Annotated in this window: 16 protein-coding genes and 1 pseudogene; 4 read left to right on the top strand and 13 right to left on the bottom strand. The window is 75.0% G+C overall.

Annotation, left to right across the window (positions count from 1 at the left end):
• Positions 1-2: 2 nt before the first annotated feature.
• The 3 genes from ACIQ9P_RS36930 to ACIQ9P_RS36920 form a co-directional block, all read right to left on the bottom strand.
• The gene (locus tag ACIQ9P_RS36930; protein ID WP_402366152.1) at positions 3-1,445 is read right to left on the bottom strand and encodes an aldehyde dehydrogenase family protein; all 1,443 of its coding nucleotides are present in this window, start codon (positions 1,443-1,445) and stop codon (positions 3-5) included.
• Between the two features lie 199 nt (positions 1,446-1,644).
• Positions 1,645-3,210 carry a PucR family transcriptional regulator gene (locus tag ACIQ9P_RS36925; protein ID WP_402366150.1) on the bottom strand — a complete coding sequence of 522 codons (1,566 nt, stop codon included), beginning with the start codon at positions 3,208-3,210 and terminating at the stop codon, positions 1,645-1,647.
• A 149-nt stretch (positions 3,211-3,359) separates the two neighbouring features.
• Positions 3,360-5,423: an ATP-binding protein gene (locus ACIQ9P_RS36920; RefSeq protein ID WP_402366148.1), complete on the bottom strand. Its 2,064-nt coding sequence runs from the start codon at positions 5,421-5,423 to the stop codon at positions 3,360-3,362.
• Between the two features lie 240 nt (positions 5,424-5,663).
• Between ACIQ9P_RS36920 and gabT the strand changes: the two genes are divergently transcribed.
• Positions 5,664-7,019, top strand: a complete 1,356-nt coding sequence (gabT, locus tag ACIQ9P_RS36915; protein WP_402366146.1) for a 4-aminobutyrate--2-oxoglutarate transaminase — start codon at positions 5,664-5,666, stop codon at positions 7,017-7,019.
• Positions 7,020-7,222: 203 nt separating this feature from the next.
• Positions 7,223-8,113, top strand: coding sequence for a phosphatase PAP2 family protein (locus ACIQ9P_RS36910; RefSeq protein WP_402366144.1), 891 nt, complete (start codon positions 7,223-7,225; stop codon positions 8,111-8,113).
• Positions 8,114-8,160: 47 nt separating this feature from the next.
• Here ACIQ9P_RS36910 and ACIQ9P_RS36905 read toward each other — a convergent pair whose 3' ends face one another.
• Positions 8,161-8,499, bottom strand: coding sequence for a DUF2218 domain-containing protein (locus ACIQ9P_RS36905; protein WP_402366142.1), 339 nt, complete (start codon positions 8,497-8,499; stop codon positions 8,161-8,163).
• 147 nt (positions 8,500-8,646) lie between these two features.
• On the opposite strand from ACIQ9P_RS36905, the pseudogene ACIQ9P_RS36900 reads away from it, so the two are divergent.
• Positions 8,647-9,087: pseudogene (locus tag ACIQ9P_RS36900) on the top strand (MarR family winged helix-turn-helix transcriptional regulator); the annotation flags it as partial.
• Positions 9,088-9,211: 124 nt separating this feature from the next.
• On the opposite strand, the gene ACIQ9P_RS36895 reads toward ACIQ9P_RS36900, so the two are convergent.
• Positions 9,212-10,165 (bottom strand): EamA family transporter, encoded by a 954-nt coding sequence (locus tag ACIQ9P_RS36895; protein ID WP_402366228.1) that lies wholly within the window; start codon positions 10,163-10,165, stop codon positions 9,212-9,214.
• A gap of 112 nt (positions 10,166-10,277) precedes the next feature.
• On the opposite strand from ACIQ9P_RS36895, the gene ACIQ9P_RS36890 reads away from it, so the two are divergent.
• Positions 10,278-11,183, top strand: coding sequence for a LysR family transcriptional regulator (locus tag ACIQ9P_RS36890; protein ID WP_402366140.1), 906 nt, complete (start codon positions 10,278-10,280; stop codon positions 11,181-11,183).
• Between the two features lie 29 nt (positions 11,184-11,212).
• Here ACIQ9P_RS36890 and ACIQ9P_RS36885 read toward each other — a convergent pair whose 3' ends face one another.
• The 8 genes from ACIQ9P_RS36885 to ACIQ9P_RS36850 all read right to left on the bottom strand — a co-directional run bounded on the left by ACIQ9P_RS36885 (position 11,213) and on the right by ACIQ9P_RS36850 (position 22,609).
• Positions 11,213-12,040 carry a ZIP family metal transporter gene (locus ACIQ9P_RS36885; RefSeq protein WP_402366138.1) on the bottom strand — a complete coding sequence of 276 codons (828 nt, stop codon included), beginning with the start codon at positions 12,038-12,040 and terminating at the stop codon, positions 11,213-11,215.
• A 315-nt stretch (positions 12,041-12,355) separates the two neighbouring features.
• Positions 12,356-14,017, bottom strand: a complete 1,662-nt coding sequence (locus ACIQ9P_RS36880; protein ID WP_402366136.1) for a restriction endonuclease — start codon at positions 14,015-14,017, stop codon at positions 12,356-12,358.
• Positions 14,018-14,145: 128 nt separating this feature from the next.
• Entirely contained in the window at positions 14,146-15,987 is a 1,842-nt protein-coding gene (locus tag ACIQ9P_RS36875) for a hypothetical protein (RefSeq protein WP_402366134.1), read from the bottom strand.
• Positions 15,988-16,319: 332 nt separating this feature from the next.
• Positions 16,320-16,976 carry a YigZ family protein gene (locus ACIQ9P_RS36870; RefSeq protein ID WP_402366132.1) on the bottom strand — a complete coding sequence of 219 codons (657 nt, stop codon included), beginning with the start codon at positions 16,974-16,976 and terminating at the stop codon, positions 16,320-16,322.
• A gap of 206 nt (positions 16,977-17,182) precedes the next feature.
• Positions 17,183-18,475: a DUF6986 family protein gene (locus tag ACIQ9P_RS36865; RefSeq protein WP_402366130.1), complete on the bottom strand. Its 1,293-nt coding sequence runs from the start codon at positions 18,473-18,475 to the stop codon at positions 17,183-17,185.
• 139 nt (positions 18,476-18,614) lie between these two features.
• Positions 18,615-20,345 carry a DUF2637 domain-containing protein gene (locus ACIQ9P_RS36860; protein ID WP_402366128.1) on the bottom strand — a complete coding sequence of 577 codons (1,731 nt, stop codon included), beginning with the start codon at positions 20,343-20,345 and terminating at the stop codon, positions 18,615-18,617.
• A gap of 234 nt (positions 20,346-20,579) precedes the next feature.
• Positions 20,580-21,245 carry a LuxR C-terminal-related transcriptional regulator gene (locus tag ACIQ9P_RS36855; RefSeq protein ID WP_402366126.1) on the bottom strand — a complete coding sequence of 222 codons (666 nt, stop codon included), beginning with the start codon at positions 21,243-21,245 and terminating at the stop codon, positions 20,580-20,582.
• On the bottom strand, positions 21,197-22,609 hold the full coding sequence (locus tag ACIQ9P_RS36850) for a histidine kinase (RefSeq protein ID WP_402366124.1): 1,413 nt from the start codon (positions 22,607-22,609) through the stop codon (positions 21,197-21,199). Before ACIQ9P_RS36850 ends, ACIQ9P_RS36855 begins: the two co-directional genes overlap by 49 nt.
• Positions 22,610-22,869: the final 260 nt, after the last annotated feature.

The raw sequence follows: 22,869 nt of genomic DNA, 5'->3' as shown, positions 1-22,869 counted from the left end.
CCTCAGAGGTCCAGGCCGGTGAGGACCATGACCTTCTCGACGGTGTAGTCGTCCATCGCGTACTTGACGCCCTCGCGGCCGACACCGGAGTCCTTGACACCGCCGTACGGCATCTGGTCGGCGCGGTAGGACGGCGCGTCGCCGATGATCACACCGCCGACCTCCAGCTCCCGGTGGGCCCGGAAGGCGGTCTGCAGGTCACGCGTGAACACGCCCGCCTGGAGGCCGAACGGCGAGTCGTTGACGGCGGCGAACGCCTCGTCCACACCGTCCACCCGGTGCAGCGACAGCACCGGACCGAACACCTCGCAGGTCGCCAGGATCGCGTCCGCCGGCAGCTCGGCCAGCACGGTCGGGGCGTAGGTCGCGCCCTCGCGGGTACCGCCGGCCAGCAGCTTCGCGCCCTTGGCCACCGCGTCGTCCACCCAGGACTCGACCCGCTTCGCGGCGTTCTCGTCGACCAGCGGGCCGACGTCCGTCGCGTCGTCGTTCGGGTCACCGGTGACCTGCTCGGCCACCTTGGCGACGACCTTCTCCACCAGCGCGTCGTAGACCGAGGCGTCGGCGATCACGCGCTGCACCGAGATGCAGGACTGGCCGCCCTGGTAGTTGGCGAACATCGCGATCCGGGTGGCCGCCCAGTCCAGGTCGGCCTCGGAGGACCAGTCGGCGAGCACCACGGCCGCGGCGTTGCCGCCCAGCTCCAGGGTGGTGTGCTTGCGCGGCACCGAGTCCATGATCTGGTAGCCGACCTTGTCCGAACCGGTGAAGGAGATCACCGGCAGCCGGGGGTCCTGCACCAGGGCCGGCATCCGGTCGTTCGGGACCGGCAGCACGCTCCAGGAACCGGCCGGCAGGTCGGTCTCGGCCAGGATCTCGCCCAGCACCATGGCCGACAGCGGGGTGGCCGGAGCCGGCTTGAGGATGATCGGCGCGCCGACCGCGATCGCCGGGGCGACCTTGTGGGCGACCAGGTTCAGCGGGAAGTTGAACGGGGCGATGCCCAGCACCACGCCGCGCGGGAAGCGGCGCACCAGCGCGAACCGGCCCACACCACCCGGGTCGGTGTCCAGCCGCATGGTCTCGCCGTTGGTCCGGCGGGCCTCCTCGGCGGCCCAGCGGAACACCGAGACGGCACGGCCGACCTCGCCGCGGGCCCACTTGATCGGCTTGCCGTTCTCCGCGGTGATCAGCCGGGCGATCTCCTCGGTGCGCTCGGCCAGCCGCCGGGCCACGTGGTCCAGGGCGGCGGAACGCACGTGCGCCGGGGTCGCGGCGAACACCGGCAGCGCGGCGACGGCGGCCTCCAGGGCCTCCTCGACCTGCGCCTCGCTGGGGATGCCCACCGTGCCGACCAGACGGCCGTCCCAGCTGTTGTGCACCTCGAACTCGGCGTCGCCGCTCGCCCGGCGGCCGGCCAGCCAGAAATCGTACGTGGTGGTCACCGTGGTACCCGGCCTCTCCTCGTCAGTCCTCACGGCCCCACGGACGTGGAACCGCAATCGAGGGTAGGGCGGCCGGCACACCGACCGGGTTGGACACGGAGTAGCGTTCGCCCGCGCGGCCACTCCACCACGTCCAGCCGGATGGACCCCCGCGTGCGGCGCGGACCGGCCCGCCGCGTGCGGCCCCGGCCCACTGCGGCTACTCCTCGCCCGAGCGCAGCGCCAGCCAGAGCTCCATCCGGACGTCCGTGTCGTCCAGCGACCGCCCCAGCAGCTCCTCCACCCGACGCATCCGGTAGCGCAGGGTGTGCCGGTGCACACCCAGATCGGCCGCCGCCGCGTCCCACTGCCCGTGCCGCGACAGCCACGCCCGCAACGAGGCCACCAGATCGCCGCGCGCCGTCCGGTCGTGGTCCCGCAACGGCCGCAGCAGCCCCTCCGCGAAGGCCGTCACGGCGTCCTCCCCGAGCAGCGGCAGCAGCGAACCCGCGCCGACCTCCTCGTGGTCCACCGAACGCCGCCCACCGCGCAGCGCCACCGCCAGCGCCCGCTCGGCCTGCGCGTGCGCCGTCCCCGCGTCCTCCAGCGCCGCCGGCGCCGACACACCCAGCGACAGGCCCTCGTGCTCCTCCACCACACCCAGGCAGGCCCGGTGCACCGCGCCGTTGTCCAGCGCCAGCACCATCAGCCGCGGCCCGTGCGTGCCCTCCTCCCGCGCCACCAGCAGCTTCTCCCCGACCCGCGCACCCGCCTGCTCGGCCCGGTCGCCCAGCTCGCCCAGCGACTCCCCGGCGTCCACCCCCTGGGCGCCCCCGGCCACCAGCACCCGGACCGTCCCCTCCGGCAGCCCGCCGAACAGGCCCGTCGCCACCTGCCGCGCCGTCGCCACCTCGCCCGCCAGCACCATCCGCAGCAGCGCGGCGCCCATCCGCTCCTCGGCCTGCCGCAGCTCCCGCGACCGCTCCAGCGTCAGCGTCAGCAGCGCCACCGCCGCGTTCAGCACATACCGCTCGGTCGGCGTGATCCGGTCCTCGGTGCCCACCGCCAGGAACCCGCGGGCCCGCCGGTCCGCCCCCAGCGACTGGACCACCACGTAGTCCTCGTCCGCCGTGTCTATCCCCGGCGCCCGCCCCTGCAGCGCGGCACTCGACGGCGCCGGACGCCGCCGCAGCCGGTCCACCTCCGCCGCCAGCCGACCGGCCCGCCGCGCCGCCCAGTCCGGCGCCACCACCGACAGCGCGCCCGAACCGTCGTACAGCGCCGCCCAGCCGCCCAGCCGGGCCGCCAGCCGGCGCACCACCGCCGTCGTGCCGTCCTTGCCCAGCGCGGCCCGGGTCAGCTCCTCCTGCGCCTCGAAGCTGGTCGTCACCGCCTCGTACTGCTCGGCCGCCAGCGCCGCCGACACCACCTTGCTGATCGCGATGAACGGCGTCGGCTCCGGCACCCGCAGCAGCGGCAGCCCGCGCTGCGCCGCCGCGTCCACCAGCGGCTGCGGCACCTCCGTGTGCGACAGCCCCACCCCCAGCCCGAGCCCGACCACCCCCGCGTCGGCCAACCGGTGCACGTACGCCTGCAGCCGGGCGGCCGTACGGCCCAGCTTGATACCGGTGGTGAGCAGCAGCTCACCGCCTTCGAGGAAGGGCGTCGGATCGTCCAGCTCACTGGTGTGCACCCAGCGGACCGGCCGCTCCAGATGGTCCGCACCGGCGAGGACCGTCAGATGGAGCGAGGTGTTGCGGACGACGGAGGCAAGTGTGGGGGGCATGGCACCTTCGGGGGAGCGACGCGACCGCGCCGTTGCGGCCGGGCGGGGAAAGGGCTGGGAGTCCGGGGGGATCCCCACCTCTCATTATGGACGCTCCGGACAACCGGCACCGCCGAATCCACCTCGGAGGCGAGCTTCGGCCGCCCGCCTCAGCCCCGGAGGTCCACCAGCAAGGGCGGCACCTGCTCCCCCGACACCGCCGTCAACGACACCACCGCATGCCCCGCCGGCAGGGCGTGCGCCAGGTCCGACGGCGACCAGCGCAACCGCTCCACCTCCCGGGTGGTCACCGACTCCGTCTGCGCCGTCGTCCCCGACAGCGCCTTGCGCCCGAGCCGCCCCGCCCGCCGCACGATCCCGCCCGAGGTGTCCGGGGCCAGCGTCACCGCCGTCTCCCGGACCAGATGGGTGCCCCACGCCTCCGAGAACAGCCGCCCGTCCCACGGCGCGATGCCCGGGAACGCCGCCCGGCAGCCCACCGCCCCGAACAGCGGAGCCCGCAACGCCTCCGGCAGGTCCACCAGCGTGCGCAGCAGCAGCACCACCCCGGCGTTCGCCCCGCGCAACCGCTGCAGGCCGCGCACGATCCCGGCGTCCAACGCCGCCGAGGCGTCGTCCACCACCAGACCGGCGAACAGCGACCGGTCCCCGCGCGATCCGGCCGCCTGCACGAACTGCCCCACCAACAGGCGCGACAGCATCCGCGCCGCCTCCGGGTGGCTGCGCTCCGGCAGCTTCACCCGCACCCGCAGCGGATGGTCCAGCACCCGCATCGCGAACGGCGGACGGCCCGTGCCGTCGGTCGCGAACGCCCCCTCGAAGGCCGGCCGGTCCAGCAGCGCCAGGCGGTCCGCCAGCAGCGCCCCCGGATCGTCCGCCCGGCCGCGCTGACGCTCCCGGTGCTCCAGGTCCCGCTCGAACGAACCCAGCCGCTCCGCCGCCCGCAGCCCCTTCACCAGGGCCTCCAGCGACTCCGGCTCGCCGACCAGCAGCGCCCGCAGCTCGCGCACACCCGGATAACGGCCGAACGCGGCGTGGAACGGGCCGACCATCTGCTGCAGGGCCGTCCGGGCGGACTCGGCGCGCGCCGTCAGCTCGTCCGGCAACAGCGCCTCGGCCAACCGGGCCGCCGCCTCGTCCGGATCCTGCGCCGCGCCGTAGAGGTCCAGCCCGTAGCGGGACCCGGCGTCACCCGGGGCGATCACCACGTCGTACCAGGCGTCCGGCCCCAGGTCGGCGTCCGCCGTCCCGATCACCACCGCGCACGCCGTCCCGGCCAGCGCCTGCAGGCACAGCGCCTCGGCCACCGGGCGGGCCAGCCGCGCCGTCTTGCCCGTTCCGGCCGGGCCCACCGCCAGCAGCGAGGTGCCGAGCACCACCGGGTCCAGCGCGAAACCGGCCGACCGGTGGGTCAGCGGGTTCTTCGGCACGTCCTGCGCGGTGCCGAGCCGCACCTGGCCCAGCAGCAGGTCGTGCCGTTCCGTCCGGCCCGGCAGCTCGCGCGTCTCCGAGGGGTGCGCGAACGCGGCGGCGCCGCGCAGTGACACCTGCTCGACGAAGGCCGGCAGGAAGGCCGGGTCGGCCTGGGCCGACTCCCAGGCCCGCCGGATCCGCACGTAGTCGACGTCCCCGACCGCCTCGGCGTCCAGCCGCCCGGCCGCAGCGGCGGCCCCACCTTGCCGCAGCACCGTCCACGGGTCCCGCTGCCGGGCCGCCTCCGCCTGCTCCTCCTCGGTGGCCGGGACCTCCTCCGTCACCGTCCGCGACAGCAACGGCAGGGCGAACCGCCGCCACACCTCCACCCACCGGCCCATCCGGCCGAAGACCTTGATGACGACGGCCAGGACAAGGGCGTTGACCGACAGCCCCACCACTGTGACCGCCGTCGAGGAGGGATGGTCCACCCACACGGTCAGAACGATGACGCGCAGCGCGAGCTGCGTTCCGTAGACAAAGGCGAACCACCCCACCACCGCGTTCAGCCCCGCCCGCAGGAGCAGCGGCCAGGTGGGGACCTTGGCGGCCTCCGCGCGCTCGGGATCGATCTGCCGGTGGTCCTGGCGGAAGACGCCCGGGTCGGCCTCGGGCCGCGGGGCCGAGGCCCAGGCCGCGAGGTCGAACGGCACACGGGCCGGGGGACGCGGGTGCGGCATCGGCGTGCGGGGGGTGGCGGTGGTCCGCTCGTCGTGGCTCCGTGCCCCGTCAAGTCCCATCTACGGCCCCGTTCCCTCGCCCGCCGGCCCGACCGCCGTCGGTGCCGCCCATACCCATGCCACCGCCCCGGCGACACGCCCGCGCTCAATGTAGTGGAGCGGAGCCTCCCGGTAGCGGCTCCGCCCGGGCTGGCCGCCCCGGACAAGTCGGACGGCCCAGTGCTACCGAGTGGCGCATGCCTGCCCGGGGAACGCCCCCGTAGCCTGCGAACTACCGAGCCGAGAAGTCTGGAGAAACCCATGAGCGCCGCAACGCCGCTCCCGCAGGAGCGCCGCCTGGTCACCGCGATCCCCGGTCCGAAGTCGCAGGAGCTGCAGGCCCGCAAGCTGGGTGCGGTGGCGGCCGGCGTCGGCACCACCCTGCCGGTGTACGTGTCCCGCGCCAACGGCGGCGTGCTGGAGGACGTGGACGGCAACTCGCTGATCGACTTCGGCTCCGGCATCGCCGTGACCAACGTCGGCAACAGCGCCGAGGCCGTGGTGGCCAAGGCCGCCGAGCAGCTCGCCGCCTTCACGCACACCTGTTTCATGGTGACCCCGTACGAGGGCTACGTCGCCGTCGCCGAGCAGCTCAACGAGCTGACCCCGGGCGACCACGACAAGCGCACCGCGCTGTTCAACTCGGGCGCCGAGGCGGTCGAGAACGCGGTGAAGATCGCCCGCGCGTACACCAAGCGCACCGCCGTCGTGGTGTTCGACCACGGCTACCACGGCCGCACCAACCTCACCATGGGCATGACGGCGAAGAACATGCCGTACAAGCAGGGCTTCGGTCCGTTCGCCCCGGAGGTCCACCGGGTACCGGTGGCCTACCCCTACCGCTGGCTGACCGGTGCCGAGAACTGCGCCGCCGAGGCCGCCGCGCAGGCGATCGACATCATCAACAAGCAGATCGGCGCCGAGAACGTCGCCGCGATCATCATCGAGCCGATCCAGGGCGAGGGCGGCTTCATCGAGCCGGCCAAGGGCTTCCTGCCGGCCATCGTCGAGTACGCGAAGGCCAACGGCATCGTCTTCGTCGCGGACGAGATCCAGACCGGCTTCTGCCGCACCGGCCAGTGGTTCGCCTGTGACGACGAGGGCATCGTCCCGGACCTCATCACCACCGCCAAGGGCATCGCCGGCGGTCTGCCGCTGGCCGCGGTGACCGGTCGCGCCGAGATCATGGACGCCGCGCACGCCGGCGGCCTGGGCGGCACCTACGGTGGCAACCCGGTGGCCTGCGCGGCCGCGCTGGGTTCCATCGAGACCATGAAGGAGCTGGACCTCAACGGCAAGGCGCAGCGGATCGGCGAGGTCATGCTGGGCCGTCTGCGGGCGATCCAGGAGAAGTACGCCGACTCCGACCGGGTCCGCGTCGGCGAGGTCCGCGGCCGCGGCGCGATGATCGCCGTCGAGCTGGTGAAGCCGGGCGGCAAGGAGCCGAACCCGGAGGCCACCGCGGCCATCGCCAAGGCGTGCCACGCCGAGGGCCTGGTCGTGCTGACCGCCGGCACCTACGGCAACGTGCTGCGCTTCCTGCCGCCGCTGGTCATGCCGGAGCACCTGCTGAACGAGGGCCTGGACATCATCGAGGGCGCCTTCGCCACCGTCTGATCCGGCCCGCGGCCCCGGGGCCGCGCCCGAAGACCCGCCGGAGGGATGTCCGGACAGCGCCGAACGGCCCGTGGGGACCTCAGTCCCCACGGGCCGTTGGGTTCGAACCCGGCGTGACGCCACCGGCGCGGACGGTGAAGATGGTGTGCGGAATCGCTGAAGCTCCCCGGTCGCGCAAGGACCTTGACGTAGTGTCATCACAGATGGACAGCGAGCCCCAGCCATGGGCGGATCCGTCCGCGGCGTCGCCCCAGGGGGCGGCTCCGCGCGAGGGCCGCGAGGACAACCAGGCCGTCCCGTACGGGGCGGTGCACACCGAGAGCCGATCGACCGACCGTCCGACCCACACCCCCCGGGACGCGCGGAGCGGCGATCATCAAGGCCGCCCCGGAGCTCTCCCCCCTGCTCCGGGGCGGCTGCCTCGCGTCCTCGCCCGTCCGGTGGTGCCGGCGGTCCTGGGCCTGGTGCTCCTGCTGGTGTCCTGGCAGGTCGCCGTCGACGGGCCGCTGCTGGAGCTGGACGAATGGGTCCGGCACGCCGTCCGGGAGATCCGGCACGCCCTGCACAGCACTCTGCTCAACCACCTCGGCAAGGCGTTCTCGGACCTGGGCGGGGGCTCGGTGGCGGTACCGGTGCTGCTGCTGGGCGGCGCGGTCGCCGCCCGACGGGAGTTCCGGGCGGGTTTCGCCCGGTGGTGGCTGCCGGTGCCGGTCGCGGTACTGACCGCCGGACTGATCCCGCTGCTGGTGGTGCCGGCGAAGGCGTGGTTCGCCCGGCCGGGCCCGTTCGGGCTGCCGCTGGCGGCGGACCAGTGGGGCTGGTACCCGTCCGGGCACACCGCGACCGCGACGCTCGGGTACGGGGTGGCGGCGCTGCTGCTGGCGCGGGCGGCCGCGCCGCGCGGGCGGCGGATGCTCGCCACCGCGGCGGCGCTGCTGTCCGCGGGCGTCGGGCTGGGTCTGGTGTGGAGCGACTACCACTGGCTGCTGGACGTGGTGGCCAGCTGGTGCCTGGGCGGCCTGGTCCTGTGGACGCTGGCCCGGTGGCCGCTCACAGGCCGCCCGTCCGAGCGCCGACGGCGCCCCGGGCCCTGAACGCGGAGCCGCTGCCCCCCCGGGCACCGGGCCGCGTCGCCGCAGGCTCAGCCCTCGGCCGGCTCCTCCTCGTTGCGGTGGACGTGACCGGCCTCGCCGTTGTCGCGGCGCCACTCGACGACCAGTTCGTCGCGGGCGCCGAAGCGGACCAGGTGGCGGCCGACGACGTCCTCCAGCCCGGGCAGGTTCTCGGTCTCGCCCTCGACGGCGAGCAGCAGCGCGTCGGGGGTGGCGTCCAGGGTGGCGGTGCCGGCACCGAAGACGAGGGTGCCGTGACCGGTCTCCTCGGACCAGTCGGCCTTGATCTTGCGGCCCATGTGGGCGGCGAGCTGCTTGGCGTAGCGGGCGGAACGGTCGGTGGCGACGCGGGCTTCGGAGCGGGGCACGGGCCCTCCAGGATCGGGGAGGGAACTTAGGGTGCCCTCACTCATCGCCTACGCTAACCCAGATAGTGAGTCTTGCTCAACATTTTTCCGGGCACCCCCGGAACCGGCCGATACCCTTGGTCGAACACCTGCCGAGGAGAGCCGCCCATGACCACCACGCCGACCGACGACGCGGCGAGCTCCTCCCCCGGCAGCAACGCCCCCGGCAGCGTCGAGGAAGGCCCCGCCGAGCCGAACACCGCAGGCCAGGACACCGCAGGCCAGGACACCACAGGCCGGAGCACCACAGGCCAGGACACCGCCCGCGGGGACGGCAGCGCTCCGGACGTCACCGAACAGGACACCGCCGCCGAGCTGGCCGATGCGATGACCCGGGCGATCAAGCGGATCCGCCGCCTCACCAGCGAGCGGCTGGAGCCCTACGGCATCACCCCCGGCCAGGGCCGGGCCCTGCGCACCCTCGCGCACGCCCCCGGCTGCGAACTCCCCGACCGGGCGATGCGACTGAGCGACCTGGCCGACCGGCTGCACATCGCCCCCCGTTCGGCCACCACGGTGGTCGACGCGCTGGAGGAGGCCGGCCTGGTGGAACGGACCCCGGACCCGGCCGACCGCCGGGCCGTGCGGATCCTGCTGACCGAGGCCGGCCGGTCGGCGGTGGAGCGGATCGGCCAGGTCCGCTACGAGGTCTCCCAGGAGTACTTCGGCGCGGTCAGCCCCGCCGACCAGGACGCGCTGCTGCGAGCGCTGCGGAGCGCCGAGGCCGCCTACGCGGCGACCGTCGCGCCCACCGTCGCACCGCGCCGGGCAGCGCACCCGGGCGCAGCGCGGTGATCCCGATCCCGGCGATCACCAGCAGCGCGGCGGCGGCGCCCAGCGGGCCGACCGGCTCGCCGAGCAGCAGCCAGGCCGAGGACATGCCGAACACCGGGACCAGCAGCGAGTAGGGCGCCACGGCGGTGGCGTCGTAGCGGCGCAGCAGGTAGCTCCAGGCGACGAAGCCGAACAGGGTGGAGACCAGTCCGACGTAACCGATCGCGCCGAGCCCGGCGAGGTCGATGCCGCGCAGCGCGCGCAGGTCGGCCGCCGGGCCCTCGACCAGCAGCGAGAGGGCGAGCAGCGGCAGCGGCGGCACCGCGCTGACCCAGACCATCCAGCGCAGCGCGTCCGGCGGGGAGGCCCTGCGGGTCAGCACGTTGGAGAGCCCCCAGGCGGCCGCGGCCAGGACGACCAGGACGAACGCGCCCAACGGCCCGCCGAGGCCGTGGTCGACGGCGCTCAGTCCGATGCCGGCGAAGGCGATGCCGAGGCCGGTCAGCCGCCGGGCACCGGGGCGCTCGCCCAGCAGCGCGCCGGCGAACAGCGCGGTGAAGCCCGCCTGCCCCTGGAGCACCAGCGAGGAGAGGCCGGCCGGCATCCCGGCGTGCATACCGAGGAAGAGCAGGCCGAACTTGACCACGCCGAGCACCACCCCGACGGCGAGCACCCAGCGCAGGGCGACCTTCGGCGGTCCCACGAAGAAGACCGCCGGGACGGCGACCACCGCGAACCGCAGGGCGCAGAACAGCAGCGGAGGGAAGTTCTGGAGCCCGATGTGGATGAGGACGAAGTTCAGGCCCCAGACGGCGGCCACCAGGACGGCCAGGCCGATGTGACGCGGACTCATGCTGCCGCCGCCCGGGGCGGCCTGCGGGGATGCGCTCATGGCACGAGGATGGCCGTCGGGAACCGTGCAGCACCAGCGATGATTTCTGAAGGCCACGCTTTAGCATTGCTGCATGATGGATCTGGGGCGCCTGCGGGCGCTGCACGCGGTGGCCGTCCACGGCTCGGTCGGCGGGGCGGCCGCGGCCCTCGGTTTCACCCCGTCCGCCGTGTCCCAGCAGATCGCCAAGCTGGAGCGGGAGACCCGGACGGTGCTGCTGGAGCGCCAGGGCCGGGGCGTGGTGCTGACGGACGCGGCGCGTGAGCTGGCCGGAACGGCGCGGGCGGTGCTGGGGCTGGTGGAACGCGCCGAGGTACGGCTGGAGGAGCAGCGCGGCCGGGCGGTCGGGCGGCTGCTGGTGGCCGCCTTCGCGACCGGCGCGCGGGGCCTGATGCCGGGGGTGCTGGCCGATCTGCGCGAGCGTTGCCCGGAGCTGGACGTGCGGCTGCTGGAGAGCGACCCGTACCCGGCGGCCGAGCTGGTGGCGCGCGGTGAGGTCGACCTGGCGCTGGTCCAGGACTGGCCGACGGTACCGCTGCCGGTGCAGGAGGGGCTCGACCGGATGGACCTCGGGCCGGACCCGGTGGACCTGCTGCTGCCGGTCGGTCATCCGCTGGCGGAGCTCCCGGTGGTGCCCGTGGGCCGGCTGCGCGGGCAGCGCTGGACGAGCGTGCCGCCGGGCAACATCTGCCACGACTGGCTGGTCCGCACTCTGCGCGAGGCCGGTGAGGAGCCGGACGTGCACTACCGGGTCGGCGAGTTCGAGACCCAGATCGCCCTGATCGGGGCCGGTCTCGGCATCGGGTTGGTGCCCCGGCTGGGCCGGGGCGCGCTGCCGCCCGGGGTGGTCGCCCGGACGGTGGCACCGGAGCCGGCCCGGCGGGTGTTCGCGCTGTGGCGCTCCCAGACCTCGCGCCGGCCGGCGGTCACCGAGGCGCTGGAGGCGATGCGGGCCCGTTGGGACGCCCGGGCCCGCTGACCGGCGGGCGCCCCCGTCGCGGCCTCCCGTCAGGCCGCGAGCCCGATCACCAGCCACATGAAGCCGACCCCGCCGAGCGTGCAGAGCAGGGTGGTGCGCGAGGGGTGCGGGCTGTGCGCCTCGGGGAGGATGTCGGAGGTCGCCAGATAGAGCAGGAATCCGGCGAAGAACCCGAGGTACAGCCCGAGCAGGTGCTCGGAGATGGTGAACAGCAGGGTGATCGCGGCACCGGTGACCGGCGCGAGCGCGTCGGCCGCCAGCAGGGCCAGCGCCCGCCGTCTGTTGTTCCCGTAGAGCCGGGTGATCGTGTACGTGTTGAAGCCGTCCGCGAAGTCGTGCGCGACCACCGCGATCGCCACCACCGTGCCGACCGTCGTACCGGCCTGGAAGGCCGCGCCGATCGCGAAGCCGTCCATGACGCTGTGGCCGACCAGGGCCAGCGCGGCCGTCAGACCCACCCCCTGGTGCCGCTCGCCGCCGTTCCCGGGGCGACCGTGGGCGTGGCCGTGGTGACTGTGGTCGTGACCGCCACTCCCGCTCCGGCCGTGGCTGTGGCTGTGGCTGTGGCTGTGCTCGGCGTACTCCTCCTCGTGGCCGCGGTGGATCGCGACCGCCCGCTCGACGATGTGGATGGTCAGGAAGCCGGCCGCGAACATCAGCAGCGCCTGCGGCACCCCGTGGACCTCCTCGGGCGCCTGGTTCAGTGCCTCCGGGAGGAGGTCGAAGGCGACCACCCCGAGCATCAGCCCGGCGGCGAAGCCGAGCACCAGGTGCCGGCGGTCGCCGGTGCGCTGCGCGACCCAGCCACCGATCAGCGTCATCAGGAACGCCCCCGCGGCCACCAGGACCGCGGTCATCGCCGCTCCACCGTGACGGTCCGTCCGTTCACTCGTCTCCCCCGTGTCCCGCCCGTCCCCGGGCCGACCGTCGGCCGGTACCTGCCGGCCGTGTCCCCCAGCGTCGGACACCCCGCCCGCCGTCGCCCGCCGGACCGGCCGTCGGGGTGAGGCGGCGGCACGGGACGGCGGGACGAACCGTCGGAGCCGGCCGACGGCGACCGCTCCGGGCCGACACCGTAGTGGATCCCGGGCCGCGCGGACCCCGTCGGGACGCGCGGCCGCACCGGCCGGTCCCACGCGGCCCGGCGCCGACACGGCTCGGGCCCGCCCGCCTCAGTGCCCGGCGGCGAGCGGCAGTCCGAGGTGGGTGTGCGTCAGCTCGCGGACGCCGTCGCCGTCCACCAGGTGGATGTGCCGGTGCCCGTCCTCGCCGGTGAGGTCGAGCGCCCCGTCGGTGAAGCGGCCGGTGGTCAGCCGCAGGCCGCGTTCGGCCGATTCCTCGCGGACCGCCTCCGCCAGGGTCCGGATCTCCTCCTCGCCCACCGCCCCCTCGCCCCGGGAGGCCCACACCACCCAGCGGCCGGGCAGCGCGCTGCCCGCGGGCCCCTCACCGGTGGCCACCAGCCCGACCGGGCCGCGCAGCCGTACGCTCCACTGCCCGAGCCCGCCGCGGGTGAGCAGCTCCCGGACCAGCTGGGCGAACTCGTTCGCCGAGAGGTCCGGCGCCGCCGGGACCGTGGCGGCCGCCCGCGCGGCCGGTTCGACGCCCGCCCGGCCGTACGGGTCCGGGCTGACGGCGGCGTCGAGCTGGCGCAGCCGGACCAGTGCCTCGTCCTGCTCGGCGTCCGCGTAGACGCCCTCGCCGTCGGGCTGCTCGTCGGGGTCGGTGGGCGGCAACAGCCTGGTACGGGCCAGGGCGTCGCGGTCCGCGTCCACGCTCACCAGGCAGAGCGGACCGGCGCCGCCGGGCTCGCGCAGCCAGCCGTTGAGCACGACGCCGGCCAGGATCTCGTCGGTGTCGACGGCGTCGGCGGCCTGCAGCGCGCGCAGGGCCAGCCGGGCGACCAGCCGCAGGTAGTCGGAGGCCCGATGGGTCGGCGGGCGCGGCACCGGGAGGACCTCGCCGTCCGGGGCGAGCCGGTAGCCGGTCAGCGAGGGCACGACGTCCAGCGGTGGCAGGTCGAGGTCGAGCACGGCGGTGCGGGTCAGCGGCCGGTAGACGGCGCGGCAGGGCGCCGGCAGGTCCCGGGTGTTGGTCTCGGCGGCGGCGAGGGCCCGCTCCAGCAGGGACTCCACGGCGGCCGGCTCGGCCTGCCGGTAGGCCCGGCGGCACTCCTCCAGGGAGTCGTTGTACTCGCGCACCGCCCGCGCCCGGGCCTGCTCGGCCTCGTCGTGGACGCGCCGGGACTCGTCGACGGCGGGGCTTCCGGCCTCGGCCTGCCGGGTTCGCCACTCCCGCAGGGCCCGCTGGTGGGTCAGCCGGGCCTGGGCCAGTCCGCGCTGGTAGCCGGAGTCGAGCAGTCGGCGGACCGGGGGCCCGTCGGGGTCGGCGGCCGACGGTTCGGCGGGCGCGTAGTCCTCCCACCGCGGCTCCGGGTCCGGACCGGCCTCCGCCGCGGACGGCGCTCCGTCCGGGTAGGGGCGCGGCTCGTAGCGGCGCAGCTGGCTCTCGAAGTCCATGGCCGAGACCGGTAGGGCGGAGCGGCGGAGCAGGTCGGCCAGCCGCTCGTGCTCGGCCTGGACGGTGAGCGTGCGGTGGTGGGTGAGCGCGGCGGCCCGGGCGTGGGCGGCGACCTCCTCGTCGCCGCCCACGCCGAGCGGACCGGGGGCCGGGCGGGCGGTGTCCGACGGTCCGTCCGGGGCGCCCGGGGGGCGGCCGGACGGATCGTCGGCCGTCGGCTCCTCCACTCCGAGGTCGCGGAACACCGAGGCGAGGAAGCCCGGTTGGGGGGCCGTGACAGCACCGTCGGACTGGCCGTCTGCTGAGTACTGCATCGGTGGTCGTTCCCCCTGCTCGTCCGGCGCCTGCCCGGGGCGGTCGGCAGCCCCTCGGCGGCGAACCGGGGGTCCGCCCCGCTTCCGGACATTGTCCACCGAACGGGCGCACCGGTCAGCCAAGCCTCTCAGTTGGTCCGGGTGTTGGTCAGGTGCAGTCCGATGTAGCCGACATAGATCCGGCCACTGCCCGAACAGTCGTCCAGGTAGTGCAGCCGGGGCGCGGTACGGCCGCCGCCGATCCGCAGGTGCGCGCCCATGAACGCGCGTCTGGACGCGTCCACGCACTCCGGCACCGGGAGCATCCGCTCGCGCTTCCACTTGGCGTGGCTGTACACCGTCCGCGACTCACCGCGCACCGCCTTGCGGGGCGGGAAGCGGTGGCAGCCGGCCGGGGTCCGTTCGCACCACTGCTTGAAGTCGCCGCCCGCCCGGCCGCGGACCGCCGCCTCGGCGTACTCCTGGAGCGCGGTCAGGCCGTCCCAGGTGAGACGGGCCCAGCCGCCCCCGGCGCAGCGCAGCTCGTCGAGGGCGAGCGCGGCCTTCTGGTCGCCGGTGAAGGTCAGCAGCGGGAACTCGCCGAGCCGGTCCATCAGCTCGGTGAAGGAGAGCGGGATCCCGCCGTGGCCGCCGGCCGGTCCGGTGCGCCGCCGCCCGGTCCGACGGGCGGGAGCGGACGGAACCGGCCGGACCGGGGCCGACGGGGCGGGGAGGAACAGCCCCGGCGGGGCCGGTACCGGTCCGCCGCCCGGCCCGGTGCAGAGCCGACCGGTGGATCCGCGCCCCGCCCCGGGGCCGGCCGTCCGACCGGGGAGCGGGCCGCCCGCCGTGAGGGCCGTCGGCTTGGCCCGCTCGCGACGGTGCTCCCGACGGCCGTCGTGGCGCGCGGGGTGCGGGGGGTGGGCGCTCCGCCCGTGCTCCTGCGTCCGGTCCGGCCGGACGGACCGGACTCCGCTCTCATGGATGCCGCTCTCGTGGACACCGGCGGGGACGGCCACCGGGGCCGCGAGCACGGGCACCGAGGCCGGGAACCGTAGCGGGGGAACCGCCGCCAGGACCTCCGGCGGCGTCCGTTCGGCGGCGAGCCGGCGCGGTTCGCGGGACAGCAGGACGGCCGCGCGCCGCGGATCCTCCTCGATCCGGTGACGGGCCAGCACCAGGTGCCGCCGGCCGTCCCGCCGCGAGGCCGGGTCGACCTCGGGCAGATAGGTCCGGAGCGCCCCGCCGTAGACGGCGTGGAACTCCAGGGCGACGTTGAACCTGGTACGCGCCTCGGCGTCCAGGACGTAGAGCGTGGCGAGCCCCGGCAGGTGCTCGCAGAGCGGGGCGACCACCTCGGCGAGCCACGCGCCGGGATCGAGGGCGGCCGGGACGCTGGCCACCACGGCGGGCATCCGGCGCTCCGGGTCGCAGAGTTCGTCGACCAGGCCGTCGACCTCGGCCGCGGTGAGCAGCCGGGGTGCGGCCAGGACGGCGGCCGGGCCGTCGGCGGCGTCGAGAAGCGGCAGCAGGGTGCGGGCCAGGTCCGGCACCGGTACCCGGCCGGGCGTCCGGACGGCGCTGTCGGTGGTGCGGGTGGCGGCCTCCAGCCGGAGCCAGGTCGGGCCGGTGGGTCCGGCCGCCAGGGTGAGGGTGAGGTGATCGGTGCCGTGCGGGGCGGGGGTACGGACCCGGCGGCGGTCGTAGCGGCCGCGTCGACCGCCCGGGTCGGCCGGATCGTCCGCGGCGGCCGGGCCTCCGGCACGGTCCGGGAACCCGCCGCCGTCCCGGTCCAGCAGGACGCGGTCACCGAGCCGGAAGCGTTCGGCGTAGGGGTGGACGGCTCCGGCCCGGGGGTGGGCGGACCAGGTCGACGGGGTGGACAACGCGGGCGGGGGCTCCTCGCACCCCTCCTGTTTCAGCCAGGCGGCGAGGTGCTGGTCGGCCAGGGCGAGGGCGTCGGCGTACGGGAGGGTGGTGGTGACGGTCATCCGATAGGGCGTCGCAGGGCCTCCGGCGCCGGGGATTCCGGCGCGGGCGGGCGACGACGAGGAACGTTCCGAGGTCATGCGCATACCTCCGTGGGGCGGTGGTGGGGTCCCGTGTCCTCCATCGATGGGTCTTTGGTCCGGTTCGCCGGACCTGTGCACAGGAAACGCCATGGCCCGGAGCGGAAGTTCCAACTCCGGGCCACGTCACTACATTCGGGTGAATCTGCTCAAGCCCGCTTTCGCGCGGGAGGAGAATCTGCATGGGCTCCGGCCCCGCCCGGGTACCGGCCCCGCGGACGCCGGGTACGGGCCGCCCGGACCGGCCGCTCCGCTCAGACCGGTACCTCGACATAGGTCCGGCCCGCCGCCACCCCGGTCGCCGTGCCACCGGTCGCCTCGGCCAGCCAGGTGTGGAACGCCGGGACCTCCGGCTCCGGCACCCCCACCTCGATCCGCACCCCCGACGCCTCGTACGCCAGGTCGCTGACCGCGAATCCGGCCGCCCGCAGGTCGTTCTCGACCCGCCCGGCCCGGGCGTGGTCGACCGTCACCGCGAGCAGCGCGACCGGCCGCCGCTCCAGCAGCCCGAGCTCGTCCAGGGTCTCCGACACCGCGCTCCCGTAGGCGCGCACCAGGCCGCCGGCGCCGAGCTTGATGCCGCCGAAGTAGCGGGTCACCACCGCCACCGTGTCGGTCACCCCGCGTCGGCGCAGCACCTCCAGCATCGGCACGCCGGCCGTCCCGCCGGGCTCGCCGTCGTCGCTGGAGCGCTCGCGGCGCTGCTCGTCGCCGACCACGAAGGCGGTGCAGTTGTGCCGGGCGTCCCAGTACCGCTTGCGGATGCCCGCGATGAACGCCTGGGCCTCCTCCTCGTCGGTGACCCGGGCGAGGTGGCAGATGAACCGGGACTTCTTGATCTCGATCTCGTGCGTGCCCGCGCTCCGGACGGTCAGGTACGGCCTGGGGGTCGGCTCCGGTGTGGCGGGCATGGCGCGGCGGTTCTCCCGGAGGGCGTCGAGGGACGGACGGCGCGGCCCGCGCGGGACGACAGCTCGCCCACGGACCGCCCCGCCAGCCTACGGCGTGCCCGTCGGGGCGGGCCGGACCAGGTCGGGGCGGGCCTGGATCCACGCCGCCCGGGGCCCGTACCGACGGCACCCGTGCCGAGTCGGGGCCCGCACCGGGTCGGGGCCGCTCAGCCGCGGCCCGCGAGCGCGTCCAGCCTGGCCCGGTCCAGGCCGGTCGCCGTCCGCACCTCGGCGAGGTCGACCGCACCGCAGTCGAGCCCGCGCAACAGGTACCCGCTGAGCGCCCGGGCGGTCGCCGGCTCGTCCATGACGTCCCCGCCGGCCTTGGCCACGTACGCGGCCAGCCGGGCCGCGGCGGCGGCCAGACCCTCCCGGTAGAAGGCGTAGACGGCGACGTAGCGGGTCGGCAGGTGCGCCGGATGCATGTCCCAGCCCTGGTAGTAGGCGCGGGCGAGCGAGCGGCGGACCAGATCGTGGTGGAGCTTCCACGCGGCGTGCACCTGGGCGGTGGTACCGGTCGGGACGACATTGGTGGAACCGTCGGAGAGCCGCACGCCGGTCCCGGCGGCGGCGACCTGCATCACCGCCTTGGCGTGGTCGGCGACCGGGTGGTCCATGCTCTGGTGGGCGGCGGCGACCCCGCAGGCGGCGCTGTAGTCGAAGGTGCCGTAGTGCAGGCCGGTGGCCCGCCCCTCGGCCGCCTCGATCATCCGGGCGACGGTGGCCCGCCCGTCCGGGCCGAGGATCGCCTGGGTGGTCTCGATCTGGATCTCGAAGCCGATCCGGCCGGCCGGCAGCCCGGCGCCGCGCTCGAAGTCCGCCAGCAGCCGGACCAGTGCGGTGACCTGCTCGGCGTAGGTCACCTTGGGCAGGGTGAGCACCAGTCCGTCGGGCAGTCCGCCGTGCGCCAGCAGGGTGCCGAGGAACAGCTCCAGGGTGCGGATGCCGCGGTCCCGGACGGCGGCCTCCATGCACTTGGTCCGGATGCCGAAGTACGGCGGAGCGCTGCCGTCGGCGACCGCGGCGGCGAGGATCTCGGCGGCCCGGACCGCCGCAGCGTCCTCCTCCGCGTCGGGCCGCGGGCCGTAGCCGTCCTCGAAGTCGACCCGCAGGTCCTCGACCGGCTCGCGCTCCAGCTTGGCCCGGACCCGGCGGTGCACCTCGGCGAGCAGCCCGTCGTCCGGCACACCGAGCGCGCGGGCGAGCTCGGCGGGGGTGCCGGCATGGGTGTCGAAGGCTTCCAGGGCCTGCCGGCCCCAGGTCCGCACGGTGTCCGCAGCGAAGGTGTCGGCCGGCACGTAGACGGTGTGGACCGGCTGGCGGGTGCCCGGGTCACCCGGGAAGCGGCGGGCCAGATCGGCATCGACCGGGGCCAGCAGCGCGTCCACGGCGGACCGGGCGGCGGCGGAGAATCCCGCCGCGCCCGTCGGCCCGCCGACGCCCATCTCGACCTGCGACATCCGTCACTCCTCACGCGAGCATGCGCGCGGGGCCCGTGCCAGGCCAGCGCTTCAACAGTTTGTTGATGCGAAGGTAGACGGGCCGGGAACGGGCGTCAATGGCCCACCGACGGATCGGACGGTGCGGCCGCGGGCCGGGTCACTCCCGCCCGGAGGTCGCGTAACGGTCCCGCAGCTCCGGGTAGAGCGCCTCGACGTCCTTGGGGTGGACCGAACCGTCGGGACGGTTGCCGGCCACGCCGTACTTCTTGGTCAGCCAGGCGGCCAGCCGCTGCGGGTCCGGCTCGTGCTCGAAGGTGTCGATGTAGCTCACCAGCGCCTCGAACGCCTGCTCCGGGTCCAGCCGGTGCGAACCGGGGCGCGGCGCGGGACCGAACGCCCGCTCCGGGCGCTCGGCGAACTCCGGCGCCTCTTCCACGGCCTCCGCGTAGCCCTGCTCCGCGTAACCCTGCTCGCTGTGGGCCCGCTCGGTGTGGGCCCGCTCGGTGAAGCCCTGCTCGGCACGCCCCTGCTCGGCGAAGCGCTCCTCCACGAACGGCGGCTCCGCGTACCCGGCCCCGGACCCCGCGTGCACGTCGGCGGCCTGCGCCTCCCCCTCCTCCGACTGGTCGGGGTCGGTCGGACGCGGCGGCTTGAACCACGGCGAGACCTGGGCGGGCACCCGCCCGCCCGGCGCACCGTCGCTGGGGTGCCCGGTGGTCCGCACGGCGCGCGCGGTCCAGACGTTCAGCTCCTCCTCCGGCGGCACCGGGGACTGCTGCTCCCCGCCGGCCGGCTCCTGCGCGTCACGCAGCCGCACGGCGGCGAGCTTGGCGAGCACGTCGGCGGGAGCGGGCTCGGCCTGACCCTGCGGCTCCGCCTCCGGCTCCGGGCGGCCCTGGCCCTGGCCCTGGGACTGAGAGTGCTGCGGCTGCGGCCGGCTCTGCCCCGGTCCCGGAACCCGCGGAGCGGCCTGGGCGGAACGGTCGACCCGGACCGGCTGCTGCCCTGCGGCGACCTGCGCCTCGACCCCGTCCCGCTCGCGGGCCGCCGCGCCGCCGCTCCCGACCCGCGTGGACTGCCCGGCCGGCACCAGGGCGCCCGCCGCCCGGCTCTCCTGGAGCGCGCGGGCCTCCTGCACGGCGAGGGCCGCCTCGGCCCGGGCCGCCGCCTCGACCTCGCGGGCCTCCTTCTCCTCCCGGGCCACCTTGGCGTCCTCGTCCATCCGGTCGAACACCGACGGGTCCAGCGGCACGCCGTACTTGGCCAGCTTGAGCGGCAGCAGCGCCTGGATCGGCGCCGAGCGGCGCCAGCCCCGGCCGTAGCGGAACCGCAGCTGGGCCCGGTACACCAGCCGGTTCTGCTCCAGCCGCACGACCTCGTCGTAGGAGCGCAGCTCCCAGAGCTTCATCCGCCGCCAGAGCCGGAAGGTCGGCACCGGTGAGAGCAGCCAGCGCATCATCCGCACCGACTCCATGTGCCGGTCCGCGGTGATCGCCGCGATCCGGCCGACCGCGTGCCGGGAGGCTTCGACCACGACGACGAACAGCAGCGGGATGACGGCGTGCATGCCCATCCCGAGCGGGTCGCCCCAGGAGGCGGCCGCGTTGAAGGCGATGGTCGCGACGGTCAGCAGCCAGGCGGTCTGCCGCAGCGCCGGGAAGGGTATCCGCAGCCAGGTGAGGACCAGGTCCAGCGAGAGCAGGACCACGATGCCCGCGTCCACGCCGATCGGGAACGCGTAGGAGAAGGCGCCGAAGCCCTTCTCCTCGGCCAGCTCCCTGACCGCGTTGTACGAGCCGGCGAAGCCGATTCCGGAGATGATGCAGGCACCGGCGGCGACCAGGCCGAGCAGGCTGCGGTGGGCCTTGGTGAGCGATGGGCGTGCCATTACGTCTATCAACCCCTGGATGTCGGCTGCGGCCGTACGCTGCCTCGGCTGCCGGTTCCCGCTTGTCGGGGCGCCGGACGGCTGAGCGACCTCCGGGCTCGGCCCACCGGAGTTTACTCGTACACCTGTCCCAGCGTTCCCGCAGCCCGCACCGTCACGCCGACCGGCCGCTCGCGTCCGGGTACTCCCGCGCGGGTGCTCCCCACCCGGCGGGAGCGGGGAGCGGGCACCGGGTCAGGACGGCTGCCCCGCCGTACCGTTGAGGTAGGCCAGCACGGCCATCACCCGGCGGTTCGCGTCCTCGGCCGGGGCGAGTTCGAGCTTGGTGAAGATATTGGCGATGTGCTTGGCCACCGCACCGTCGCTCACCGACAGCCGGGCGGCGATCGCCGAGTTCGAACAACCCTCCGCCATCAGCTCCAGCACCTCCCGCTCGCGCGGCGACAGCCGCTGCAGCGGACCGGAGCGGCGCGAGCTGCTCTGCATCAGCTTGGCGATGACGTCCGGGTCCATCGCCGTACCGCCGTCCGCCACCCGGCGGACGGCGTCGATGAACTGGTCCGCGTTGAAGACCCGGTCCTTCAGCAGGTACCCGATTCCGCCGGTACCGTCCGCCAGCAACTCCCGCGCGTACAACTGCTGGACGTGCTGCGACAGCACCAGCACCGGCAGACCCGGAATCTCCCGGCGGGCCTTGAGCGCCGCCTGCAACCCCTCGTCGGTCAGCGTCGGCGGCAACCGCACATCGACCACGGCGACGTCCGGACGGTGCGTCAGCAGGGCGTCCAGCAGTTCGGGTCCGGTCTCGACCGCGGCGGCGATGGTGAACCCGTGCGCCTCCAGCAGTCGGATCAGACCTTCTCGAAGGAGGTAGAGGTCCTCGGCGAGGACAACTCGCACGGCAACTCCAGGGTGATGGTGGTCGGACCGCCCGACGTGCTGTCGATGGCGAGGACACCGTCGAAGGTACCCAATCGCCGCTCGATCCCGCGCAGCCCGGTCCCCCTGGTGGGATCGGCCACCCCCACGCCGTCATCCGTCACCGTGACCCGCAGCCGGCCGGCCCGGTACAGAATGTCCACCCACACCCGCTCCGCGCCCGAGTGCTTGGCCGCGTTGGCCAGCAATTCGCAGATGCTGAAGTACGCCGTGGCCTCCACCGGCGCCGCCGGGCGGTCCGGCAGGCTCACGCACACCTCGGTCGGCAGCGCGCAGTCCAGCGCGAGCGCCCGGACCGCGTCCCCCAGCCCCCGCTCCGCCAGCACCGGCGGGTGGATGCCCCGGACCAGGTCGCGCAGCTCCTGGAGTGCGCGCGCCGAGGACTGCCGGGCCTCGGACAGCAGCTCACGCGCGGCCGCCGGGTCGGTCTCCATCAGGTGCTCGATCGTGCCCAGCGTCATCCCGATCGCGACCAGCCGCGCCTGCGCGCCGTCGTGCAGGTCCCGCTCGATCCGCCGCAGCTCCGCCGCCTGGTCGCCGACCGCCTCGGCCCGGGTCTCGGTCAGCTCGGCCACCCGTCGGGTCAGCTGCGCGTGCGAGGCCCGGCCGTCCTTGTCCAGCACCCGTCGCGCCGACTCGGCGTAGCCGCGCACCGCGTACGGGGCGACCAGCGTGCCGAGGGCGACCAGTCCGAGACCGAGCAGCGCCGACAGCAGGACGTTCACGGCACCCGTCGAGCTCGACCCGTGCGACCCGTAACCCCGCACCGCGAGGACCAGGGACGCCGCCCCGCCACCCAGCAGGGCGAGGACCACCGCTCCGAGCACGATCGCCAGCAACGGGCCGAGCACCAGCCAGAGCATCTCGCGCCGGGTCACGGCGTCCCTCGCGGCCCAGTGCAGCAGCTGCGCGAGCCGGGCGACATTGTGGGAGCGGTGGTAGGAGTAGCCCGTCCACCAGTGCCCACGGGCGTCCTCCTCAAGCCGCGGCCTGGGGGTGTACTCCGCCGGCAGCCTGATCCCGTACCAGCGGTCGAGCTTCCGCCGCGTCCGGCGCGCGGCCGGCCGCACGAACAGGCCGGCCAGTGCCAGGCCCGTGACCAGGGCGGCGATCAGGGCGACGAACGCGGCCGGGTAGTAGCCGTCGAGCAGCCACGCGACCGTCGCACCGGCGAAGAAGGTCCCGAGGACCGGCACCACCACGATCGGCACCGCACCGAGCACCAGCACGGACAACCGGCCCAGCCCGCGGCCGGCCGCGGTGAACGCGGCCTCGGTCCGGGCTCGCACGGCACCGCCCCCGCCGATCCGACTCTCTGTTGCCACGCCCACTCCTGGTTGCTGATGCCGATGCCGCAGACCGACCCCGATCCTCCTCACCCAGTGTCCCCGGCCCCGCCGCCGCAGGCACTGGCCGTCCCACCCGAATTGGGGGTGGTCCTAGGTCCACCCCGCTCGGTCCCCTGGCCCCGGGCGGGCGAAAGGCCGACAAACGCAAAGAACCCCCGTCGGTTTCCCGACGGGGGTTCTTCACAATGATTGTTCGGCGGCGTCCTACTCTCCCACAGGGTCCCCCCTGCAGTACC

This window comes from Kitasatospora sp. NPDC094019 (assembly GCF_044764505.1).
Classification (GTDB): Bacteria; Actinomycetota; Actinomycetes; order Streptomycetales; family Streptomycetaceae; genus Kitasatospora.
The sequence above is the reverse complement of the archived record's forward strand: the minus strand, read 5'-3'. Positions and strand labels throughout refer to the sequence as shown.

Bases quoted from the DNA above. Each gene is read 5' to 3' on its own strand.
- ACIQ9P_RS36925 (WP_402366150.1), bottom strand. From the start codon at position 3,210: ATGCCCCCCACACTTGCCTCCGTCGTCCGCAACACCTCGCTCCATCTG.
- ACIQ9P_RS36920 (WP_402366148.1), bottom strand. From the start codon at position 5,423: ATGGGACTTGACGGGGCACGGAGCCACGACGAGCGGACCACCGCCACC.
- gabT (WP_402366146.1), top strand. From the start codon at position 5,664: ATGAGCGCCGCAACGCCGCTCCCGCAGGAGCGCCGCCTGGTCACCGCG.
- ACIQ9P_RS36910 (WP_402366144.1), top strand. From the start codon at position 7,223: ATGGACAGCGAGCCCCAGCCATGGGCGGATCCGTCCGCGGCGTCGCCC.
- ACIQ9P_RS36895 (WP_402366228.1), bottom strand. From the start codon at position 10,165: ATGAGTCCGCGTCACATCGGCCTGGCCGTCCTGGTGGCCGCCGTCTGG.
- ACIQ9P_RS36890 (WP_402366140.1), top strand. From the start codon at position 10,278: ATGATGGATCTGGGGCGCCTGCGGGCGCTGCACGCGGTGGCCGTCCAC.
- ACIQ9P_RS36885 (WP_402366138.1), bottom strand. From the start codon at position 12,040: ATGACCGCGGTCCTGGTGGCCGCGGGGGCGTTCCTGATGACGCTGATC.
- ACIQ9P_RS36880 (WP_402366136.1), bottom strand. From the start codon at position 14,017: ATGCAGTACTCAGCAGACGGCCAGTCCGACGGTGCTGTCACGGCCCCC.
- ACIQ9P_RS36875 (WP_402366134.1), bottom strand. From the start codon at position 15,987: ATGACCGTCACCACCACCCTCCCGTACGCCGACGCCCTCGCCCTGGCC.
- ACIQ9P_RS36870 (WP_402366132.1), bottom strand. From the start codon at position 16,976: ATGCCCGCCACACCGGAGCCGACCCCCAGGCCGTACCTGACCGTCCGG.
- ACIQ9P_RS36865 (WP_402366130.1), bottom strand. From the start codon at position 18,475: ATGTCGCAGGTCGAGATGGGCGTCGGCGGGCCGACGGGCGCGGCGGGA.
- ACIQ9P_RS36860 (WP_402366128.1), bottom strand. From the start codon at position 20,345: ATGGCACGCCCATCGCTCACCAAGGCCCACCGCAGCCTGCTCGGCCTG.